19 protein-coding genes are annotated in these 15,990 nt (G+C 38.3%); 16 read left to right on the plus strand and 3 right to left on the minus strand.

The genetic code is table 11. The features are described 5' to 3' along the window. The first annotated feature begins 10 nt into the window (after positions 1-10). From CVS97_RS07800 to CVS97_RS07875, 16 genes are all read left to right on the plus strand, one after another. Positions 11-1,027 (plus strand): DNA-directed RNA polymerase subunit alpha, encoded by a 1,017-nt coding sequence (locus CVS97_RS07800; RefSeq protein WP_107785671.1) that lies wholly within the window; start codon positions 11-13, stop codon positions 1,025-1,027. 11 nt (positions 1,028-1,038) lie between these two features. Next, a complete protein-coding gene (rplQ, locus tag CVS97_RS07805; protein WP_002941584.1) occupies positions 1,039-1,395 on the plus strand; it encodes a 50S ribosomal protein L17 in 357 nt (118 codons plus the stop codon). Positions 1,396-1,676: 281 nt separating this feature from the next. Further along, positions 1,677-2,678: a hypothetical protein gene (locus tag CVS97_RS07810; RefSeq protein ID WP_107785672.1), complete on the plus strand. Its 1,002-nt coding sequence runs from the start codon at positions 1,677-1,679 to the stop codon at positions 2,676-2,678. A 123-nt stretch (positions 2,679-2,801) separates the two neighbouring features. Beyond that, on the plus strand, positions 2,802-3,410 hold the full coding sequence (locus CVS97_RS07815) for a hypothetical protein (protein WP_107785673.1): 609 nt from the start codon (positions 2,802-2,804) through the stop codon (positions 3,408-3,410). Further along, positions 3,407-4,156 carry an ABC transporter permease gene (locus tag CVS97_RS07820; protein WP_107785674.1) on the plus strand — a complete coding sequence of 250 codons (750 nt, stop codon included), beginning with the start codon at positions 3,407-3,409 and terminating at the stop codon, positions 4,154-4,156. Before CVS97_RS07815 ends, CVS97_RS07820 begins: the two co-directional genes overlap by 4 nt. Next, complete coding sequence (locus CVS97_RS07825) at positions 4,153-4,845, plus strand: ABC transporter ATP-binding protein (protein WP_107785675.1); 693 nt, start codon at positions 4,153-4,155, stop codon at positions 4,843-4,845. Before CVS97_RS07820 ends, CVS97_RS07825 begins: the two co-directional genes overlap by 4 nt. 76 nt (positions 4,846-4,921) lie before the next feature. Then, entirely contained in the window at positions 4,922-5,839 is a 918-nt protein-coding gene (locus tag CVS97_RS07830) for an NrtA/SsuA/CpmA family ABC transporter substrate-binding protein (RefSeq protein WP_107785676.1), read from the plus strand. Between the two features lie 207 nt (positions 5,840-6,046). Then, a complete protein-coding gene (locus CVS97_RS07835) occupies positions 6,047-6,322 on the plus strand; it encodes a NifU family protein (protein ID WP_021091089.1) in 276 nt (91 codons plus the stop codon). Continuing rightward, the gene (locus CVS97_RS07840; RefSeq protein ID WP_021091130.1) at positions 6,309-6,863 is read left to right on the plus strand and encodes a hypothetical protein; all 555 of its coding nucleotides are present in this window, start codon (positions 6,309-6,311) and stop codon (positions 6,861-6,863) included. The genes CVS97_RS07835 and CVS97_RS07840 overlap by 14 nt, the downstream gene beginning before the upstream one ends. Then, positions 6,841-8,124 (plus strand): UDP-N-acetylmuramoyl-L-alanyl-D-glutamate--2,6-diaminopimelate ligase, encoded by a 1,284-nt coding sequence (locus CVS97_RS07845; RefSeq protein WP_107785677.1) that lies wholly within the window; start codon positions 6,841-6,843, stop codon positions 8,122-8,124. The genes CVS97_RS07840 and CVS97_RS07845 overlap by 23 nt, the downstream gene beginning before the upstream one ends. A gap of 2 nt (positions 8,125-8,126) precedes the next feature. After that, positions 8,127-8,474, plus strand: coding sequence for an aspartate 1-decarboxylase (panD, locus tag CVS97_RS07850; protein ID WP_002941539.1), 348 nt, complete (start codon positions 8,127-8,129; stop codon positions 8,472-8,474). Between the two features lie 3 nt (positions 8,475-8,477). Beyond that, positions 8,478-8,792, plus strand: coding sequence for a YbaB/EbfC family nucleoid-associated protein (locus tag CVS97_RS07855; protein ID WP_107785678.1), 315 nt, complete (start codon positions 8,478-8,480; stop codon positions 8,790-8,792). Beyond that, positions 8,789-9,898, plus strand: a complete 1,110-nt coding sequence (locus tag CVS97_RS07860) for a PDZ domain-containing protein (RefSeq protein ID WP_107785679.1) — start codon at positions 8,789-8,791, stop codon at positions 9,896-9,898. The genes CVS97_RS07855 and CVS97_RS07860 overlap by 4 nt, the downstream gene beginning before the upstream one ends. Further along, positions 9,895-10,794 (plus strand): polyprenyl synthetase family protein, encoded by a 900-nt coding sequence (locus CVS97_RS07865; RefSeq protein ID WP_107785680.1) that lies wholly within the window; start codon positions 9,895-9,897, stop codon positions 10,792-10,794. Before CVS97_RS07860 ends, CVS97_RS07865 begins: the two co-directional genes overlap by 4 nt. A gap of 133 nt (positions 10,795-10,927) precedes the next feature. Continuing rightward, positions 10,928-12,838 (plus strand): transketolase, encoded by a 1,911-nt coding sequence (gene tkt, locus CVS97_RS07870; protein ID WP_107785681.1) that lies wholly within the window; start codon positions 10,928-10,930, stop codon positions 12,836-12,838. Between the two features lie 57 nt (positions 12,839-12,895). Further along, the gene (locus CVS97_RS07875; RefSeq protein WP_107785682.1) at positions 12,896-13,690 is read left to right on the plus strand and encodes an undecaprenyl-diphosphate phosphatase; all 795 of its coding nucleotides are present in this window, start codon (positions 12,896-12,898) and stop codon (positions 13,688-13,690) included. Positions 13,691-13,799: 109 nt separating this feature from the next. On the opposite strand, the gene CVS97_RS07880 is transcribed toward CVS97_RS07875, so the two are convergent. The 3 genes from CVS97_RS07880 to moaC are packed head-to-tail and all read right to left on the minus strand — an operon-like array spanning position 13,800 to position 15,766. Beyond that, positions 13,800-15,038, minus strand: a complete 1,239-nt coding sequence (locus CVS97_RS07880; protein WP_107785683.1) for a hypothetical protein — start codon at positions 15,036-15,038, stop codon at positions 13,800-13,802. Positions 15,039-15,048: 10 nt separating this feature from the next. After that, positions 15,049-15,315 (minus strand): DUF493 domain-containing protein, encoded by a 267-nt coding sequence (locus CVS97_RS07885; protein WP_021091143.1) that lies wholly within the window; start codon positions 15,313-15,315, stop codon positions 15,049-15,051. Next, a complete protein-coding gene (gene moaC, locus CVS97_RS07890; protein ID WP_178140250.1) occupies positions 15,290-15,766 on the minus strand; it encodes a cyclic pyranopterin monophosphate synthase MoaC in 477 nt (158 codons plus the stop codon). Before moaC ends, CVS97_RS07885 begins: the two co-directional genes overlap by 26 nt. Between the last annotated feature and the right edge of the window lie 224 nt (positions 15,767-15,990).

The raw sequence follows: 15,990 nt of genomic DNA on the forward strand, positions 1-15,990 counted from the left end.
GGGTATAAAGATGAGAAAGATTACTACATCAGCTTATATGCCAACTGAAATTGAAGTTAAAAGTATTAGTGAAAATGTTGCTAACATTACAGCATATCCTTTTGAGGCTGGTTATGCTGTTACCTTGGCTCACCCATTGCGTCGTCTTCTTTACACAAGTACGGTAGGTTTTGCTCCTATTGGTGTAAAGATAAAAGGCGTTAGCCACGAATTTGACAGTATGCGTGGTATGCTAGAAGACGTAGCTTTTTTTATTATAAATTTGAAAAAAATCAGATTTAAATTAAAAAGCATTAGCGAGCGCGAAGTTATAGAGTATAGCTTTAAAGGACCAAAAGAGATAACTGGGGCTGATCTAAATAATGGTCTAGTTGAGATCGTTAACCCAGACGCATACCTTGCTACAATAAACGAAGATGCTGAGTTAAATTTTTCAGTTATCATTCAAAAAGGTATCGGATATGTTCCTAGTGAAGAGATCAGAGAAGAGATTGAAGACGACTATATCGCACTTGATGCTTTCTTTACACCAGTTAAAAAAGCAGTTTACGATATACAAAATGTCTTGGTTGAGGATGATCCAGACTATGAGAAGATCGTATTTACTATAACAACTGATGGTCAGGTTAGTCCGATAGAGGCTTTTAAAAATTGTTTAGAAGCTATGTATCAACAAATGTCAGTATTTAAAGGAATTTTAGATATTGATGTCAGTACTCCAGTTGCTAGCTCAAGTGCAGGCGGTGAGTTTTCAAAGCTACTTTCTAGTGTAGAAGATCTAAATTTAAGCGCTAGAAGTTTTAATTGCCTTGACAAAGCTGATATTAGATTTATCGGCGAGCTTGCATTAATGGACGAAAATGAGCTTAAAGAGCTTAAAAATTTAGGTAAAAAATCTCTTGAAGAGATTAAAGCGGTTATGGAAGAGATAGGCTATCCAGTTGGTGCCGATGTGTTAAAAGATGGCAAAGAGCAACTAAGAAAGAAAATAACCGAGCTTAAAGCACAAATGAGTGTAAAAGAATAAAAGGACAATAGATGAGACATAAACACGGATATCGCAAACTTGGTAGAACGTCATCTCATAGATCTGCATTGCTTAAAAATTTGGCGATAGCTATCATCAAAAGCGAAAAGATAGAGACGACTTTACCAAAAGCAAAAGAGCTTAGAAGCTATGTTGAGAAGCTAATTACAAGAGCCAGAAAAGGTGACTCTAACGCTCACAGAGCAGTATTTGCTTCTTTACAAGATAAAGAAACAACAAATAAATTAGTTACTGAAGTAGCTCCAAAATTTAAAGAGCGCAATGGCGGCTATACAAGAATCATCAAGACTCGTGTTCGCAGAGGCGACGCAGCAGAGATGGCTTATATAGAGCTAGTAGCTGAATAATTATTAGAGAGCTTCGGCTCTCTTTTTTTAATTTCTTGAATATAAAATTCTCTTACCTTTAAAATAAAATCCTTCTTTCAAAAGCTTTCTAAAGTATAAATTTCTTTAATTATTTATCAAATTTTATTAACCAAAAATCATAAATTTAATAGTTAAAAGTTGTAAGTCTTTTAATCTAAAATTATACATTTTAAATTTTTACCTTTAAACTCTATGCTAAAATTTTATTTTATAAAGACGATATTTGTTTCAGGCGTCTAATAAATTTCAAAGGATTTGAGATGATAGGTAGTGTAAATGGAGTTGGGACAAATTTTTATGTTGGCTCACAAAGTAGTAGAGCACAAGAGCTTGATACTAAAAATACTAAATCCAATATAGACAAAAATTCTTTAAATAATTTATCTAGCAGTTTGGTTGATGAGCAAAAAAGTCATACCGATACTAGAGGTGAGCCAATAAATTTAAATGAAACAAATACGATAAAATTTCAAAAAAATAGCGAGAACCTAACATTTGCTAGCAATTTCTCACTCTCAGGCATAGCTGCTAATGGCAAGATAAGCATCTGGGGCAAGCTCATGGGATATGACAAACAAGTCAGCCAAGATGAGATAAATGATCTCAAAAATTTTATCAACCAGACTAAAGCACTTGGCTTTGGCAGAGCTCACGAAGAGATCATAGGATATTATCCAACAGATGTCGATCTCTTTGCAAAAGAGTATACATCAAAACTTGATAACACACTTCTTGGGCTTGGTCACAAGAGCCACGTGGAAGGGTTTGAGATACTTGATAAGGACCTAAGCATAGATGAGTTTAAAGATAAGTGGATTGATTATGCGCTTAGGCAGTATCTTGGCGAAAGAGTCGGCGTGGAGAGCATTACAATAGGCAAAAAGGCTATCTCCATGCTAACTAGCACTAATAAGCCTCCAGTTGAGTATCAAACTCTACAAAATATAAATTTCACTGATGAAGAGAGCAGACAGAGATTTCTTACGCTCATGAAGGCTGGCATGAAGAGTGGGGCGGATTTTAAAGAGGTGGTAGAGGGCGTGCTCTCGCTTTATAATGTGCAAAATACAGACAAACTCGATGGCAACAAGGTCTATGCCTCAGTGATCGGACGAAGCGAGAAACTGGCTACTTACGACATCAACAAAGATGAGAAATTTGCCTATCTTAAGGAGCTAATGCAGCTTGAGAAAAACGGAGTTGATATACTAAAACTAATGGAAAAAGTGGAGCAAAAACAGAAATTAGATATAAAAGTGTAGGCTAAGTTTAGTTTTTTGTACCGCCTATCTTTTATGATTTTAGTCATAAGCGGCTCTTTTTACTTGGTTTAAATTTTTAAATGATAGAATCTTGATTTCTATTATTAAAATTATGGAGAACTCGTGAGAAAGCTACTTTGGCTAAATCCCGTTGTAAAAAATATGTATGACTTCTCTGCGCTAAAAGAGCTTTTGCAAAATAAGGGCTTTAAAATAGTAGAGTGCGAAAAAGATCATGTTCGTGATGTCAAAAATTCATATAAAAATTTATGCTCTAAAGGCATAGTTTTAGACAGTCGCTGTCCAAGAGCTGTAAATTTTATAAGATCAAATTTCAAAGATTTTTCAAACAATATTTCAAGCTTAAATCCCATTTTAATTGAAAGCGCCATTGAGCTTAGCTCAAAGCTAAAAGAAGATGAGTGGCTTTATATAACAACGCCTTGTGAGGACTTGGCTGAGCTTGGAAATTCTTTAAAGTTAGAGCGAACTACATTTTTAACATGGAAAAAATTTAAAGAGCTAAACGATATAAATTTACAAATAAATAAAATAGAATCGAGTCCGATTCCTCCTGGATTTTTTGAAAATTTAGGCATAAAAACACTAAGCTTATGCAGTAAAGAAAAGATACAAAACGCATTTTCATATAAATTTAGTGAGCTTAAAAACTATCAGATTATCGAGCTTTTATACTGCGAAAACGGCTGTCACAATGGAGATGGGCTGTGATAGAAATTTTTAAAAAGAGCGTTTTGATCCTAGCGATCTTTGCCCTCTGGCAGGTTGTTTGCGAGCTTAAAATTTTCACACCTTATATATTGCCAAGTCCTATTACGACACTTAAAACGATGCTTGATATGAGCTTAAGCGGCGAGCTAATAACGCATGTGGTGATTAGCTTTAAGCGTATATTTGTTGGCTATATTTTGGCTTTTGTTTTGGCATTTGCTTTTGGCGGAGTGGCGGCGCTATTTCCAAAAGCTAGCATTTATTACGAGTGGATTTTAGAATTCTTTAGAAATGTTCCGCCACTTAGCCTTATTGCTATTTTGGTACTTTGGTTTGGTATAAACGAAACTCCAAAAATTATTATTATCATCCTAGCATCGTTTTTTCCAATGTTTTTAAGCATTTCAAAAGGGCTAACTAGCTGCGATGTGAAGCTTATTGAAGTTGGTAAAATTTTTTGTTTTAGTAAATTTGAAATTTTTTACAAAATCATCCTAAAAAATGCCATAAAAGATATTTTTATAGGTATGCGCATAGGTTTTGGCTACGCTATGCGAGCGATTGTGGGAGCGGAGATGATCGCAGCTTCTAGCGGGCTAGGCTATCTCATACTTGACGCTGAGGAGCTTTCACGCGCGGATAGGATATTTGTTGGCATATTTACGATAGGAATTTGTGGTGTGCTCATAGATAGGATATTTTTATTTTTGATATCTAAATTTAGCCTTTTGCGAAGTGAAAAATGATAGAAATTTTAAATTTATCAAAGCACTTTTTTATTAATGACAAGAGAATTGACGTTTTAAAAGAGCTAAATTTAAGCATAAAAAAAGATAAAATCACCGTTATACTTGGCAGAAGTGGTTGCGGTAAAACGACTCTTTTAAGGCTTATTGCTGGACTTGAGGGTGTAAGTCTAGGCGAGATAAAATTTAAAGAGCAAGCAAAGATCGGCTTTGTCTTTCAAGAGCCTAGGCTCATGCCTTTTTTAAACGTCTATGAAAATATAGTCTTTCCACTTAAAAAGTGCGAGATAGACGAGGCAAAGATAGATAGGCTCATATCGATGATAGGGCTTAGCGACTTTAAATTTGCCGCTGTTTCGCAGCTATCTGGTGGCATGAGCTCGCGCGTTTCTCTTGCTAGAGTGCTTGCGTACGAGGCAAATTTGATCCTTATGGATGAGCCATTTGCGGCACTTGATGCTTTTACTAGAGCCAGCATGCAGGCTGAAATTTTAAAGCTTCAAGCTGGTAAAACCATCATTTTTGTCACTCATAATGTCGATGAAGCTCTATATTTAGCAGATGAGATAATTTTGCTTGAAAAAGGCGGGATGAAATCAAACTATGATCTATCAAATCTAGCTAAGCCAAGAGATTTGCTTTGCGATGAGCTAATAAACTTAAAGCGTAAAATTTTGAGCGAAATTTAGCATTTTATAAAATGATAATTAAAACCAAAACGAAGCAAAAAGTTATATAATTTGAAAAATTTTTAAAGGAGCAAATATGAGAAAGTTTTTTAAGATTTTGTGTGCGGCCTCTTTGTTTTGTCTAGTCGCAAATGCAAGTGAGCTAGATAAGATCGGCATGACCTACGTCAAATCGCCACTAAACGTCCCTTCAATCGTCGATAAGTTTAAAGGCTTTTATGCTAAATCTTTTGGCATACCAGTCGAGTACTCTGAGATAACATCAGGTGCAAAGCAGACTCAAGCTCTAGCTTCAAATTCACTTCAGTTTTTAAACTGTGTTGGCGGAACTTCAGTCATACTTGCCGCAGCGAACAAAGCTGACATAAAGATCATAAGTGCATATTCAAGAGCACCCGAAGCTTTTGCAATATTTGCTAAAGATAAAGGTATAAAAACCGCTAAAGACCTAAAAGGTAAAAAAATAGCAGGCCCAAAAGGTACGATATTAAATGAGCTTTTGGTTAGATATCTTGCTCTTGGCGGACTTGGTATAAATGATGTAGAGTTCGTTTCTATGGGTATCCCAGCTGCACAAGCTGCACTTGAAAATGGTAGCGTCGATGCAGCGCTTCTTGCTGGACCAGCTGCTTATAATGCTAAAAAATCAGGACTTAGTGTCGTAACAACAGGCAAGGGCGTCATCACTCCAGTCATCGTTACTGCCACAAGTGGAGAATTTTACAAAAAGCATAAAGATCTAGTTGAAAAATTTAAAAAGGCTCAAGATGAAATTTTGGCTTTTATGAAAGCAAATGAGGAAGAGGCATTAAAATTTACAGCTGAAGAGACCGGGCTTAGCATAGAGGCGGTAAAGAGTATGTATCCGCAGTATGACTTTAGTCCAAAGATCACGGCTGAAGATATAAAAGCACTTGAAGCTACGCAAGAATTTATGCTTGAGAGCAAGATGATCGAGCAAAAAGTAGATATAAAATCGCTTCTAATAGATTAAACAAAAGGGCAAAATTTGCCCTTTTATCCTAAAACTAATAATCAAAAATTTACTAAATTTTAGCTCAAATATTTAATAATCAAAACTGACTAGGTGTGTCAAAAAGGTTTAAATTATAAAGCAAAATTAGCACTAAGCAAAAATATAGCCATTATTTTTTGCATTTTTATTTTGCTATAATAGCCCAAAAATTTAATAGGAAAAAATATGATCCCATTTAGCGATGAAGAACTTTTAAAACCAGTCAGTGCGAGTTTGCAAAAGGTATTACCGATGCTTGAAAATGATGGCGGTGGCATGGAACTACTTGGCATAAAAAACGGCAAAATTTATGTAAGACTTACAGGGCATTGTCATGGATGTGCAGCTAGCACAACTACACTAAAATATGGACTCGAAAGACAACTTCGTATGGATATTCACCCAGAGCTTGAGGTCGTAAATATCCCGATCGGCGAGGAATTTGACATTGATAGATTATAAAAAAATAGGCATTAAGCACTTCAAACGTTCTAAATTTAAAGAAGCGATCTTTTACTTCTCTCTAGCTTACGAAAAGACACAGGATAAAAATTTACTATTTTTGATACAAATTTGCTCCCTTGGCGAGAAAAATGCAGAGGAAGCAAAACTTTTATTTGACTATTTTATGGATAAATTAAGAGCTGGCGAAGATGATGAAGGAATGGATGAAATTTTAAAAATTTTAGAATCAAGATTGGCTAGCGATGAGTATTTTGAAGAGCAAGACGCGATTAGCTACGAGGACTTTAAAAAGGCTGTTTATAAGGACGGGAGCTTCAAAAAGGTCTTTGAAAATATCATGTTCTCAACCAAGGTAATGATCTCAAACAAAGATGATTTTTTAGAATTTTTGGGAAATTTGATAAAAAATGACTTCATCGAAATGAGTATAAACTATCTTGAGAGTGCGGCGGTGATGTTTGGCGGCGACGAGCGTATAGATCAGCTTTTTAAAGAGATACAAAAAAGACAAAACGATGAAAATATCAGTAGAAAATAGCTTCATAACAGATGACTCAAACGAGTGCGAAAATGGCTCATTTTTCGTGCAAACTACCGCAAACGCAAAATTTGCAGAGGCAGCGGTAAAAAATGGTGCAAAGATAATTAGCCTTGAAGATTGCAAGAAGCTTTTAAAAATAGACGAAAACTTAAAGATAGTTGGCATCACAGGCACAAATGGCAAGACCACAACGGCTGCTGCTATTTATGAAATTTTGCGAAATTTAGGCAAAAAATGTGGGCTAAGTGGCACTAGAGGGGCATTTATAGAGGGTAAGCAGATAGACGATAAGGCGCTTACGACGAGTGCTATTTTAAAGACCATTTCTTACCTTAAAGCAGCTAGTGAGCAAGGCTGCGAGTACTTCGTGATGGAGGTTAGCTCGCATGCGATAGCTCAAAAACGCATAGAGAGCTTGAAATTTGCTCTAAAAATTTTTACAAATTTGACTCAAGACCACCTCGACTACCACAAGAGCATGGAGGAGTACGCTAGGGTAAAGTCGAGCTTTTTTGACGATGATTGCATGAAGCTTATAAATGCTGATGATAATGGCATTAAATTTAATCCAAAAAACGCTTATACGTATTCGCTTAAAAAGCCAGCCAGCTTTGCACCGGTGGTTTATGGGCTAAAGGGCGGCATAGACGCGGTTATCAAGACGCCAAATGGTGATGTGGAGATAGACTCAAGCCTTCAAGGTGAGTTTAATCTTTACAACCTAATCGCCGCTCTTGGCGCCGTTTGCCTGCTAGAGCGACCAGACGCAGCCGCACTTTCAAAAGCGATAAGCAAATTTAAAGGGGTTAGTGGCAGGATGGAGGTTGTAAGCACCGATCCGCTAGTCATCGTGGATTTTGCTCATACGCCAGATGGCATAGAAAAGGTGCTAAACTCGCTTAGACATCTAAATTTGATAGCTGTCTTTGGCGCAGGCGGCGATAGAGATAGGACAAAGCGCCCTAAAATGGGAGCGATAGCTCAAAAATACGCAAGAATTTGCATCGTCACAAGTGACAATCCAAGAAGCGAAGAGCCAGAGAGCATAATCGATGAAATTTGCGCTGGTATGAGTCAAAATGAAAATTTGATACGAAACGCCAACCGCAAAGAGGCGATCGCACTGGCTATCAGCAAGCTAGAACCCGGCTGGGCGCTTGTCATACTTGGCAAAGGCGACGAGCCATATCAAGAGATAAAGGGCGTCAAGCACCCATTTAGCGACAAAGAAGTAGTAAAAGAGCTTTTAAAGAGGTAAAAATGAATATAGAAATTTTAGCTAGCAAGATCCACAGAGCCGTCGTAACAGACGCAAATTTAAACTATGTTGGCTCGATCAGCATCGGCGAGGAGCTTATAAAAGCTGCAAATTTGATAGAAAATCAAAAGGTTGAAATTTTAGACGTAAATAACGGCGAGAGATTTGCCACCTACGTGATAAAGGGCAAAAAAGGCGAAATTTGCCTAAACGGCGCGGCCGCTAGAAAGGTCTGCGTTGGCGACGTTGTCATCATCGTGGCGTATGCTAGTATGAAATTTAAAAAGGCTAAGAAATTTAAGCCAACCATCGTGCATGTAAATAACAAAAACGAGATCATAAAGGAGTAGGCGATGTTTGAGGGATTTGACTTTTCAAAGATGGGGCAGATGCTTGAGGATGTGCAAAAGCAGGCCAAGCAGATAGAAGAAGAGAGCAAAAATAAAGAATTTGGGGCAAAAAGCGGCGGCGGACTAGTGAGTGTGAGGGCAAACGGCAGTGGCGAGATACTTGATATCAGCATAGATGATAGCTTGCTTGAAGATAAAGAGAGTATGCAAATTTTGCTAATAAGCGCCGTAAATGACGTGCTAAAATCAGTTGAGGCTGACAAGAAAAACACTGCTTCAAGGATGCTTGGCGGCCTTGCTTCGATGGGGATAAAATGAGACTAAATTATAAATTTGCCCTTGCTCTTTTGCTATCAGCGCTTTATCTAAACGCCGATCCTAGGCCTACGCAAGAGGACTTTAACGCCTGCTTTGAAAAGAACAAAAACTCAATCGTCTCGGTAAATAAACACTTTGGCGTGGCTATCACTAAAAATTTGATCGCAGTGCCAAAAAGCGAGGGAGCCCCACTTGGCGAATATGTCAAATTTGACCCATATTTGCAGCTCTTTTTAGTCCGCTCTAGCAAGGAGCTAAGCCCTGTCGTGATGGCTGATGAGACCAACGAGGAGCGCATCAAAAAGAGCACCTGGGTTGGCATCTTAAATGATGCAAACAACACTGTCATGGGACATATCAAGTCTTTAGGGCAAAATTTAGGTGACTTTGACACGCTAAGCTTTGAGTATAACGCGACTGGCGAGATAAACACGCCTTGTTGTAAGATGATAGGCATAGCTGTTGGAGCTGATAAATTTATACCAAATCGCTATTTGAAGCACTTTGTATCTTATGATGACGTCTATTACGGTGATATCGGTGTGAAATTTTTACAAAAAGAGGATAAATTTTTTGTGGGTCTTGTCGATCCTTTGGGTCGTGGCAAGATGATGATGGTTGATGACGAGCTGGTTAGTGTAAATGGCATCAAGCCAAAGAGCCTAAGAGAGCTAAATGAGATGATACTTTTTGCTCCAAAGGGCGCAAAGCTTGACATCATCGTGAAGCGCGATAAGCAAGAAATGCTCTTTCAAGTGCCAGTAAGCGGGGATGTGAAATTTAACCAAAGTCTTGATGTGGACGCCCCTTCGAGCCTTGATATACCAAATTTCAACATCATGCCAAAAGAGCCACAAACAATGCTTGATGATAAGATTTTGGTTGATTATGGTATCACGGTGGATAAAAATTTAGTCGTTACAAAGGTCGAGCCAAAGTCAAATGCAGAAATTTTTGGCATCAAGACCGGCGATAAAATTTTGGGTTTTGATAAACAAAGCGTGAGTAGCCGTGAAGAGCTTCTAGAGAAGCTTGGTGAATTAAAAAATTTTACGCTTCTATTTACTAGAAATGACTTTCAGTTTTTTGCAAGAGTGCCAAAATGAGCCTGCTTGAAGAGTTTGTAAAATTTCTAAACGAAAATTTGCCAAAGGCACCGAGCTTTCACCCTTACTACGAGGAGGCGCTTGGCGTTATGCTAAAGGCTGGAGGCAAGCATTTTAGGGCGCTTTTGCTTCTTGGTGTGGTAGATAACGTGGATAAAAGCCTCACGCAAAAGGCTATGAGAGTGGCTTTAGGACTTGAGATGATGCACACCTACTCACTCATCCACGATGACCTGCCTTCAATGGATAACGCAAGCCTAAGGCGTGGCACGCCAACGCTTCACGTAACATACGACGAGACTACTGCGATACTCGCAGGAGACGCGCTAAATACGCATGCTTTTTATGAAATTTCACGTGCTGATTTGCCAGCTCAAACACGTATAAAATGCGTGGAAATTTTAAGCCAAAATGCTGGCGTTAGTGGTATGGTGCTAGGTCAAGCACTGGATTGTTTTTTTGAAAATACAAACAAAGAGGATATCAAAAGAGCGAAGGCTAAATTTGGCCTCTCTGGTAAGATGCTAAGCCTTGATGAGCTGGTATTTTTACACATCCACAAAACCGCAAAGCTCATCGCTGCTAGCCTGAAAATGGGCGCTGTGATAGCAAATTTAGCTGAAAATGAGTGCGATAAAATTTATGATATCGGCCTAAAGCTTGGGCTTGCTTTTCAGATACAAGACGACATTATCGACCTTACAAGCGACGAAACAGCTGCTGGAAAGCCCGTACACAACGACCTAGAGAAAAATTCATTTACAAATTTGCTTGGCCTTGAGGGTGCAAAAAAGAAAAAAGATGAACTAATAGGCGAAATAGAAGAGGCGCTAAGGCAGATAGATGCAAGCATCGCTAAGATGATCTTAGAGCTTACAGATAAACACCTAAGATAAAAGCTAGAAATTTCTAACTTTTTGCTAATAAAAAATTAGAAAATTTATATCACTCTTTAGACATTTTAGGATAAAACGCAAGGCAAGTTTTAATCACTTTTTTGTATAATCTGACGCAATAAAAGGAGATCATATGCTAAAAAAACAAGCCGATACTATAAGATTTTTGTGCGCTGATATGGTGCAAAACGCTAACAGCGGACACCCAGGTGCTCCTATGGGCCTAGCTGATATCATGGTGGTTTTAAGCAACTTTTTAAAACACAATCCTAAAAATCCAAAATGGCTAAACAGAGATAGGCTAGTTTTTAGCGGCGGTCACGCATCAAGCTTGGTCTATAGCTTCTTGTATCTAAGCGGCTACGATCTAAGCCTTGATGAACTTAAAAATTTCCGCCAACTTGGCTCGAACACTCCAGGACACCCAGAGATTCACACTCCAGGCGTTGAGGTAGCTACTGGCCCACTCGGTCAAGGCGTAGCAAATGCAGTAGGTCTAGCCATGGCAGAAAAATACGCTGCAAACGTGCTAAATGAACCAGACAATAAAATAATCGATCATAAAATTTACTGCCTTTGCGGCGACGGCGACCTAGAAGAGGGCATAAGCTACGAGGCATGTTCGGTAGCCGGAAATTTAAGACTAGACAACCTTGTGCTCATTTACGACTCAAACAACATCACGATAGAGGGCGACACAGCGATCGCATTTAGCGAGGATGTCAAAGCGAGGTTTGAGGCGCAGGGCTGGGAAGTCGCGCGTATCGACGGACACGACTATGACCAGATCGAATTTGCATTAGAGCAAGCAAGCGAGAAAGAGTCGCCATATCTCATCATTGCAAACACACGTATAGCACGTGGTGCAATGGAGCTTGAAGGCAGCCACCACAGCCACGGCGCACCACTTGGCGAAGAGATCATCAAAAAGGCAAAGGCCGCAGCTGGTTTTGATCCTGAGAAGAAATTTGCCATTGATGAAGATGTGCTTTTAAGATTTAGAGGTGCGGTAGAAAAGGGCGATCTAGAAGAGGCGATGTGGAACAAAAAGGTTGAGGCGCTAAGCATTGAAGGCAAAAATTTACTAAACTCACTTCTTAATCCAGACTTTAGTAAGATCGAATTCCCTGACTTTAGCGACAAAAAGCTAGCCACAAGAGATACAAACCATGTCATTTTAAATGAGATAGCGAAAAAACTTCCTGGCTTTATCGGCGGTAGTGCTGATCTTGCTCCTTCAAACAAAACCGAGCTAAAGGGTATGGGCGACTTCCCAAATGGCAAAAATATCCACTACGGCATCAGAGAGCACGCCATGGCAGCTATCAACAACGGTATCTCAAGATACGGCCTTTTCTTGCCATTTTCAGCGACATTTTTCATCTTTAGTGACTATCTAAAGCCAAGTGCAAGGATAGCAGCACTCATGGGCATCAAACACTTTTTTGTTTTCACACACGATAGCATCGGCGTTGGCGAAGATGGTCCGACACATCAGCCTATCGAGCAGCTTAGCACATTTAGAGCGATGCCAAATTTCTACACTTTCCGCCCAGCTGATGGCAACGAAAACTCAGCTAGCTGGCAAGTGGCTCTAAATTTAAACGCTCCAAGCGCCTTTGTGCTTAGCCGTCAAGGGCTTGAGCCACTTGCAAAAGGCGAATTTGGCGAGGTTAGCAACGGCGCATATCTTTTAAGCTCGTCAAAAGATGCGAAGATCACATTTATAGCAAGCGGTAGCGAGGTCTCACTCTGTGTAAAAGCAGCTGAAATTCTTGGCGAACAAGGCATTGGTGCAAACATCGTGTCAGCTCCTTGTTTTGACCTACTTTGCGAGCAGCCAGATGAATACGTGGCTAAAATTTTAGATAAAAATACAACCATCATCGCAGTTGAAGCTGCAACCGGCTATGAGTGGTATAAATTTGCTGACGCAGTTTATGGCATGAATAGCTTTGGCGCTAGTGGCAAGGCGAACGAGCTATTTGATTACTTTGGATTTACTCCGCAAAAACTTGCAAATTTTGCTAGCGAACTTATATAAATTTAATCTTGGGGAGTAAAATCCCCAACTGCAATCTAAAATCAAAAAAGGCATTTTATGGAAATTTCTCACGTTATCGTTTTGGCCTTGGTGCAAGGTATAAGCGAATTTTTGCCGATATCTAGCTCGGCCCATCTTATCTTGGTGCCAAAGCTACTTGGCTGGCCAGATCAAGGGCTTGCTTTTGACGTGGCAGTACATGTTGGTACGTTAAGTGCGATACTTTTTTATTTTAAAGATACGATTTTTAAGCTACTTCGTGACTTTTTTGCCTCGATCGCACAAAGAAAGATGGTGGGTGATAGCTTGCTTGTCTGGTGCGTGGGATTTGCCACCATTCCAGTTGGGATCTTTGGGCTTTTATTTAACAACATTATCGAAGAGTACGCAAGAAGCGGCATTGTGATCGCTATTACTACGATCGTCTTTGGCATAGCGCTTTACTTTGCAGATCTTCGCTCGACAAATAAAAGCGAATATGAAATGACCATAAAATTTGCGCTTATTATCGGCCTTGCTCAAGCTGTGGCACTTATCCCTGGCGTCTCAAGATCAGGTATAACGATGACAGCAGCCTTATTTTTAGGCTTTAGCCACAAGGGAAGTGCAAATTTCTCATTTTTGATGTCGATCCCAGTCATTATTCTAGCTGGTGGGCTTGAGAGCATAAAGCTAATCAAAGATCCAAACGCTTTGCCATGGAGCGACATCGCCCTTGGTGTCATTATAAGTGCTGTTAGTGCCTACGTGTGCGTGAAGCTATTTATGGGGATCATTTCAAGGATTAGGATGCTGCCTTTTGTCATCTACCGCTTGATTTTGGGAGCATTTTTACTTTATCTATTTTTGTGATTTTAAGGCTTTAGAAAGTAAAAGCCAAGTGTGGAGAAAATTTTCACACTTGGCAAGAATATATAGTGCGAGTATCTTTCAGGAAAAATTTCAAGATAAGCTTGATAACTTAATCCTCTTTTTTATCTTTTTTAATAACATTTAACAGATCTTTTGCAGCTTGATAAGCTCTATCTCCAAATTTCTTAGCTTCTGATTTGATGTCAATTTGTTTGATGTCTTCAAATTTTTCATTGGCTTTTTTCTCAAGATTAGCGATCTCTTGTTTGATCTCTTCAATTTTGTCGTTTGTATCAAAATTTAGTTTTAGCTTTTTACTCTTGTCGTTTAGCTCTTGCTTTAAGGCTTCAAATTTATTATTTGCCTCACTCATAAGCTTTGCCATGCCGTTTGACTTTAACTCTTCTATCCTTGAAATGATCTGCTCTCTTGCTTGATCGCTAATGCGTTTAAATTTTGCTAGGTTTGTATCTAGCTCGCTATTTATCACATTTTCGATCTCATTCCTTGCTACACCTTCAAATTCTTTTTCAAGTTCCCTAAGCAAGGCTATAAATTCTTCATCAATATTTTTTAAATTTAGTAGTTGTGAGTTTAGCCTAAGCTCATCTGGAGCAAATTTCGCCTCATCTTTAAGTTTTTCTATAGCCCTTAAAATACCATCTCTTGTGCCACTTATCGCCCCACTTATCAACTCTTTTGCAAAGATATGACCCTCGTCTGCTAAATTTGCTGCTGCTATGATGATGTTTTTTGAAATCTCAAGTATCCGCTCTTTGCTAAACTCTCCTCCAATTATTGCAACATAGGTCATATTTTTAGCTATCGCACCAGCTGTTTCTTCGACATCTTTTGCACCTTCAAGAGTTGTCAAAAATGCGATTTGAGCGCTCTCTTTTAAGATACCAAGAAGTCTTGTTTCTCTAATGATCGCATTATTTAAAAGCTTTAAAATTTCCTCTTTTTCACTAAAATTTCTATCTTTTACGACTTCTTCAGCTGCTTCAAATGAAATTTTGAGCCTATTTTTTATCTCCTCACGTTTTGCTTCTATTGCACGATTTAGCTCATCTTTTTTATCAAGTAGCTCGTAAAGTGCCTTTTCTTCAGTGCCAACAATGGCCTGATTTATTCCCTCCATGGCACTTTTTAGATTTTTTGTGTTTATGAGATCTTCTTTGTTCATTTTGTCATAAAGCTCGTTCATTTTAGCCTTTAAAATTTCTGGCAAAGCATTTATATCTTTGTTCGCAGCATCTTGAAAGAAGTTATTGCAAAGAGCTTTTATGCTTATTAATAAGCCATCGCTACTTTTATAATCATGTAAATTTTGTTCTAAATTATTCATATCTTTTACCTTATAAAACGTATTTTGCTTCGTGTTTTAGTGCTGAAAATATCTCTAGCCTCTCTTCTTCGCTCAAAACTAGCACAGCTAAGTCATAGCTTGCGTACTTTTTATCTTTGCTAAATTTTGAAAAGACTAGTTTAAATTCTCTATCTTTTACTATCTCTTTTACCTTTTCTTCTACATTGACATCTGCATCAAATATTATTTTATATTCCCAATGTGTTGGGTAATCAATTTTTGCTTTTTTGTTATTTAGATCGCATATACTCGCCACTTTTTCCTCCTGTTTTACTCTCTAATACGATATTACTTATTTCCATGCTTTTATCTATAGCTTTTACCATATCATAAATGGTCAAAAGCCCCACGCTTACGCCAGTTAATGCCTCCATCTCAACGCCTGTTTTGCCCTCTATTTTTACGCTCACATAAAGCTTAAAAGCACAAATTTCAGATAGCTCTTCGATATCACAATCCACACCTAAAATAGCTAGTGGATGGCACATCGGGATTAGCTCGCTTGTCTTTTTTGCACCCATTATCGCAGCAACGACAGCTGTTTGAATGACTGGACCTTTTTTGCCAGTATTTTCTTTGATCGCTCTAAAGGCCTCTTTGCTCATCTTGATGATCCCGCTAGCAGTTGCCACTCTTTTTGTAGGATCTTTTGGGCTCACATCGACCATTTTTGGACGATCTTTCTCATCTAAATGCGTTAGCATTATCTCTCCTTTTTTGGCGGATTATAGCCTATTTAAACAAATTTAAATTACCAATAGGTTTAAGCTAAAAATATAACAAATACATAAAATCTAGCTTTTTACTTAAATACTAAAGAGAATTCTCATTCCTTAATATAATTATTTAATTTAAATAATTTTTTTAATAAATTATTTATAATTTAATTTTTAATGCATAAAATACCTAAAATGAAGAGTTTTATAGATAA

The sequence above is a fragment of the Campylobacter concisus genome, from assembly GCF_003049735.1.
In the GTDB taxonomy this organism is placed as follows: domain Bacteria; phylum Campylobacterota; class Campylobacteria; order Campylobacterales; family Campylobacteraceae; genus Campylobacter_A; species Campylobacter_A concisus_AN.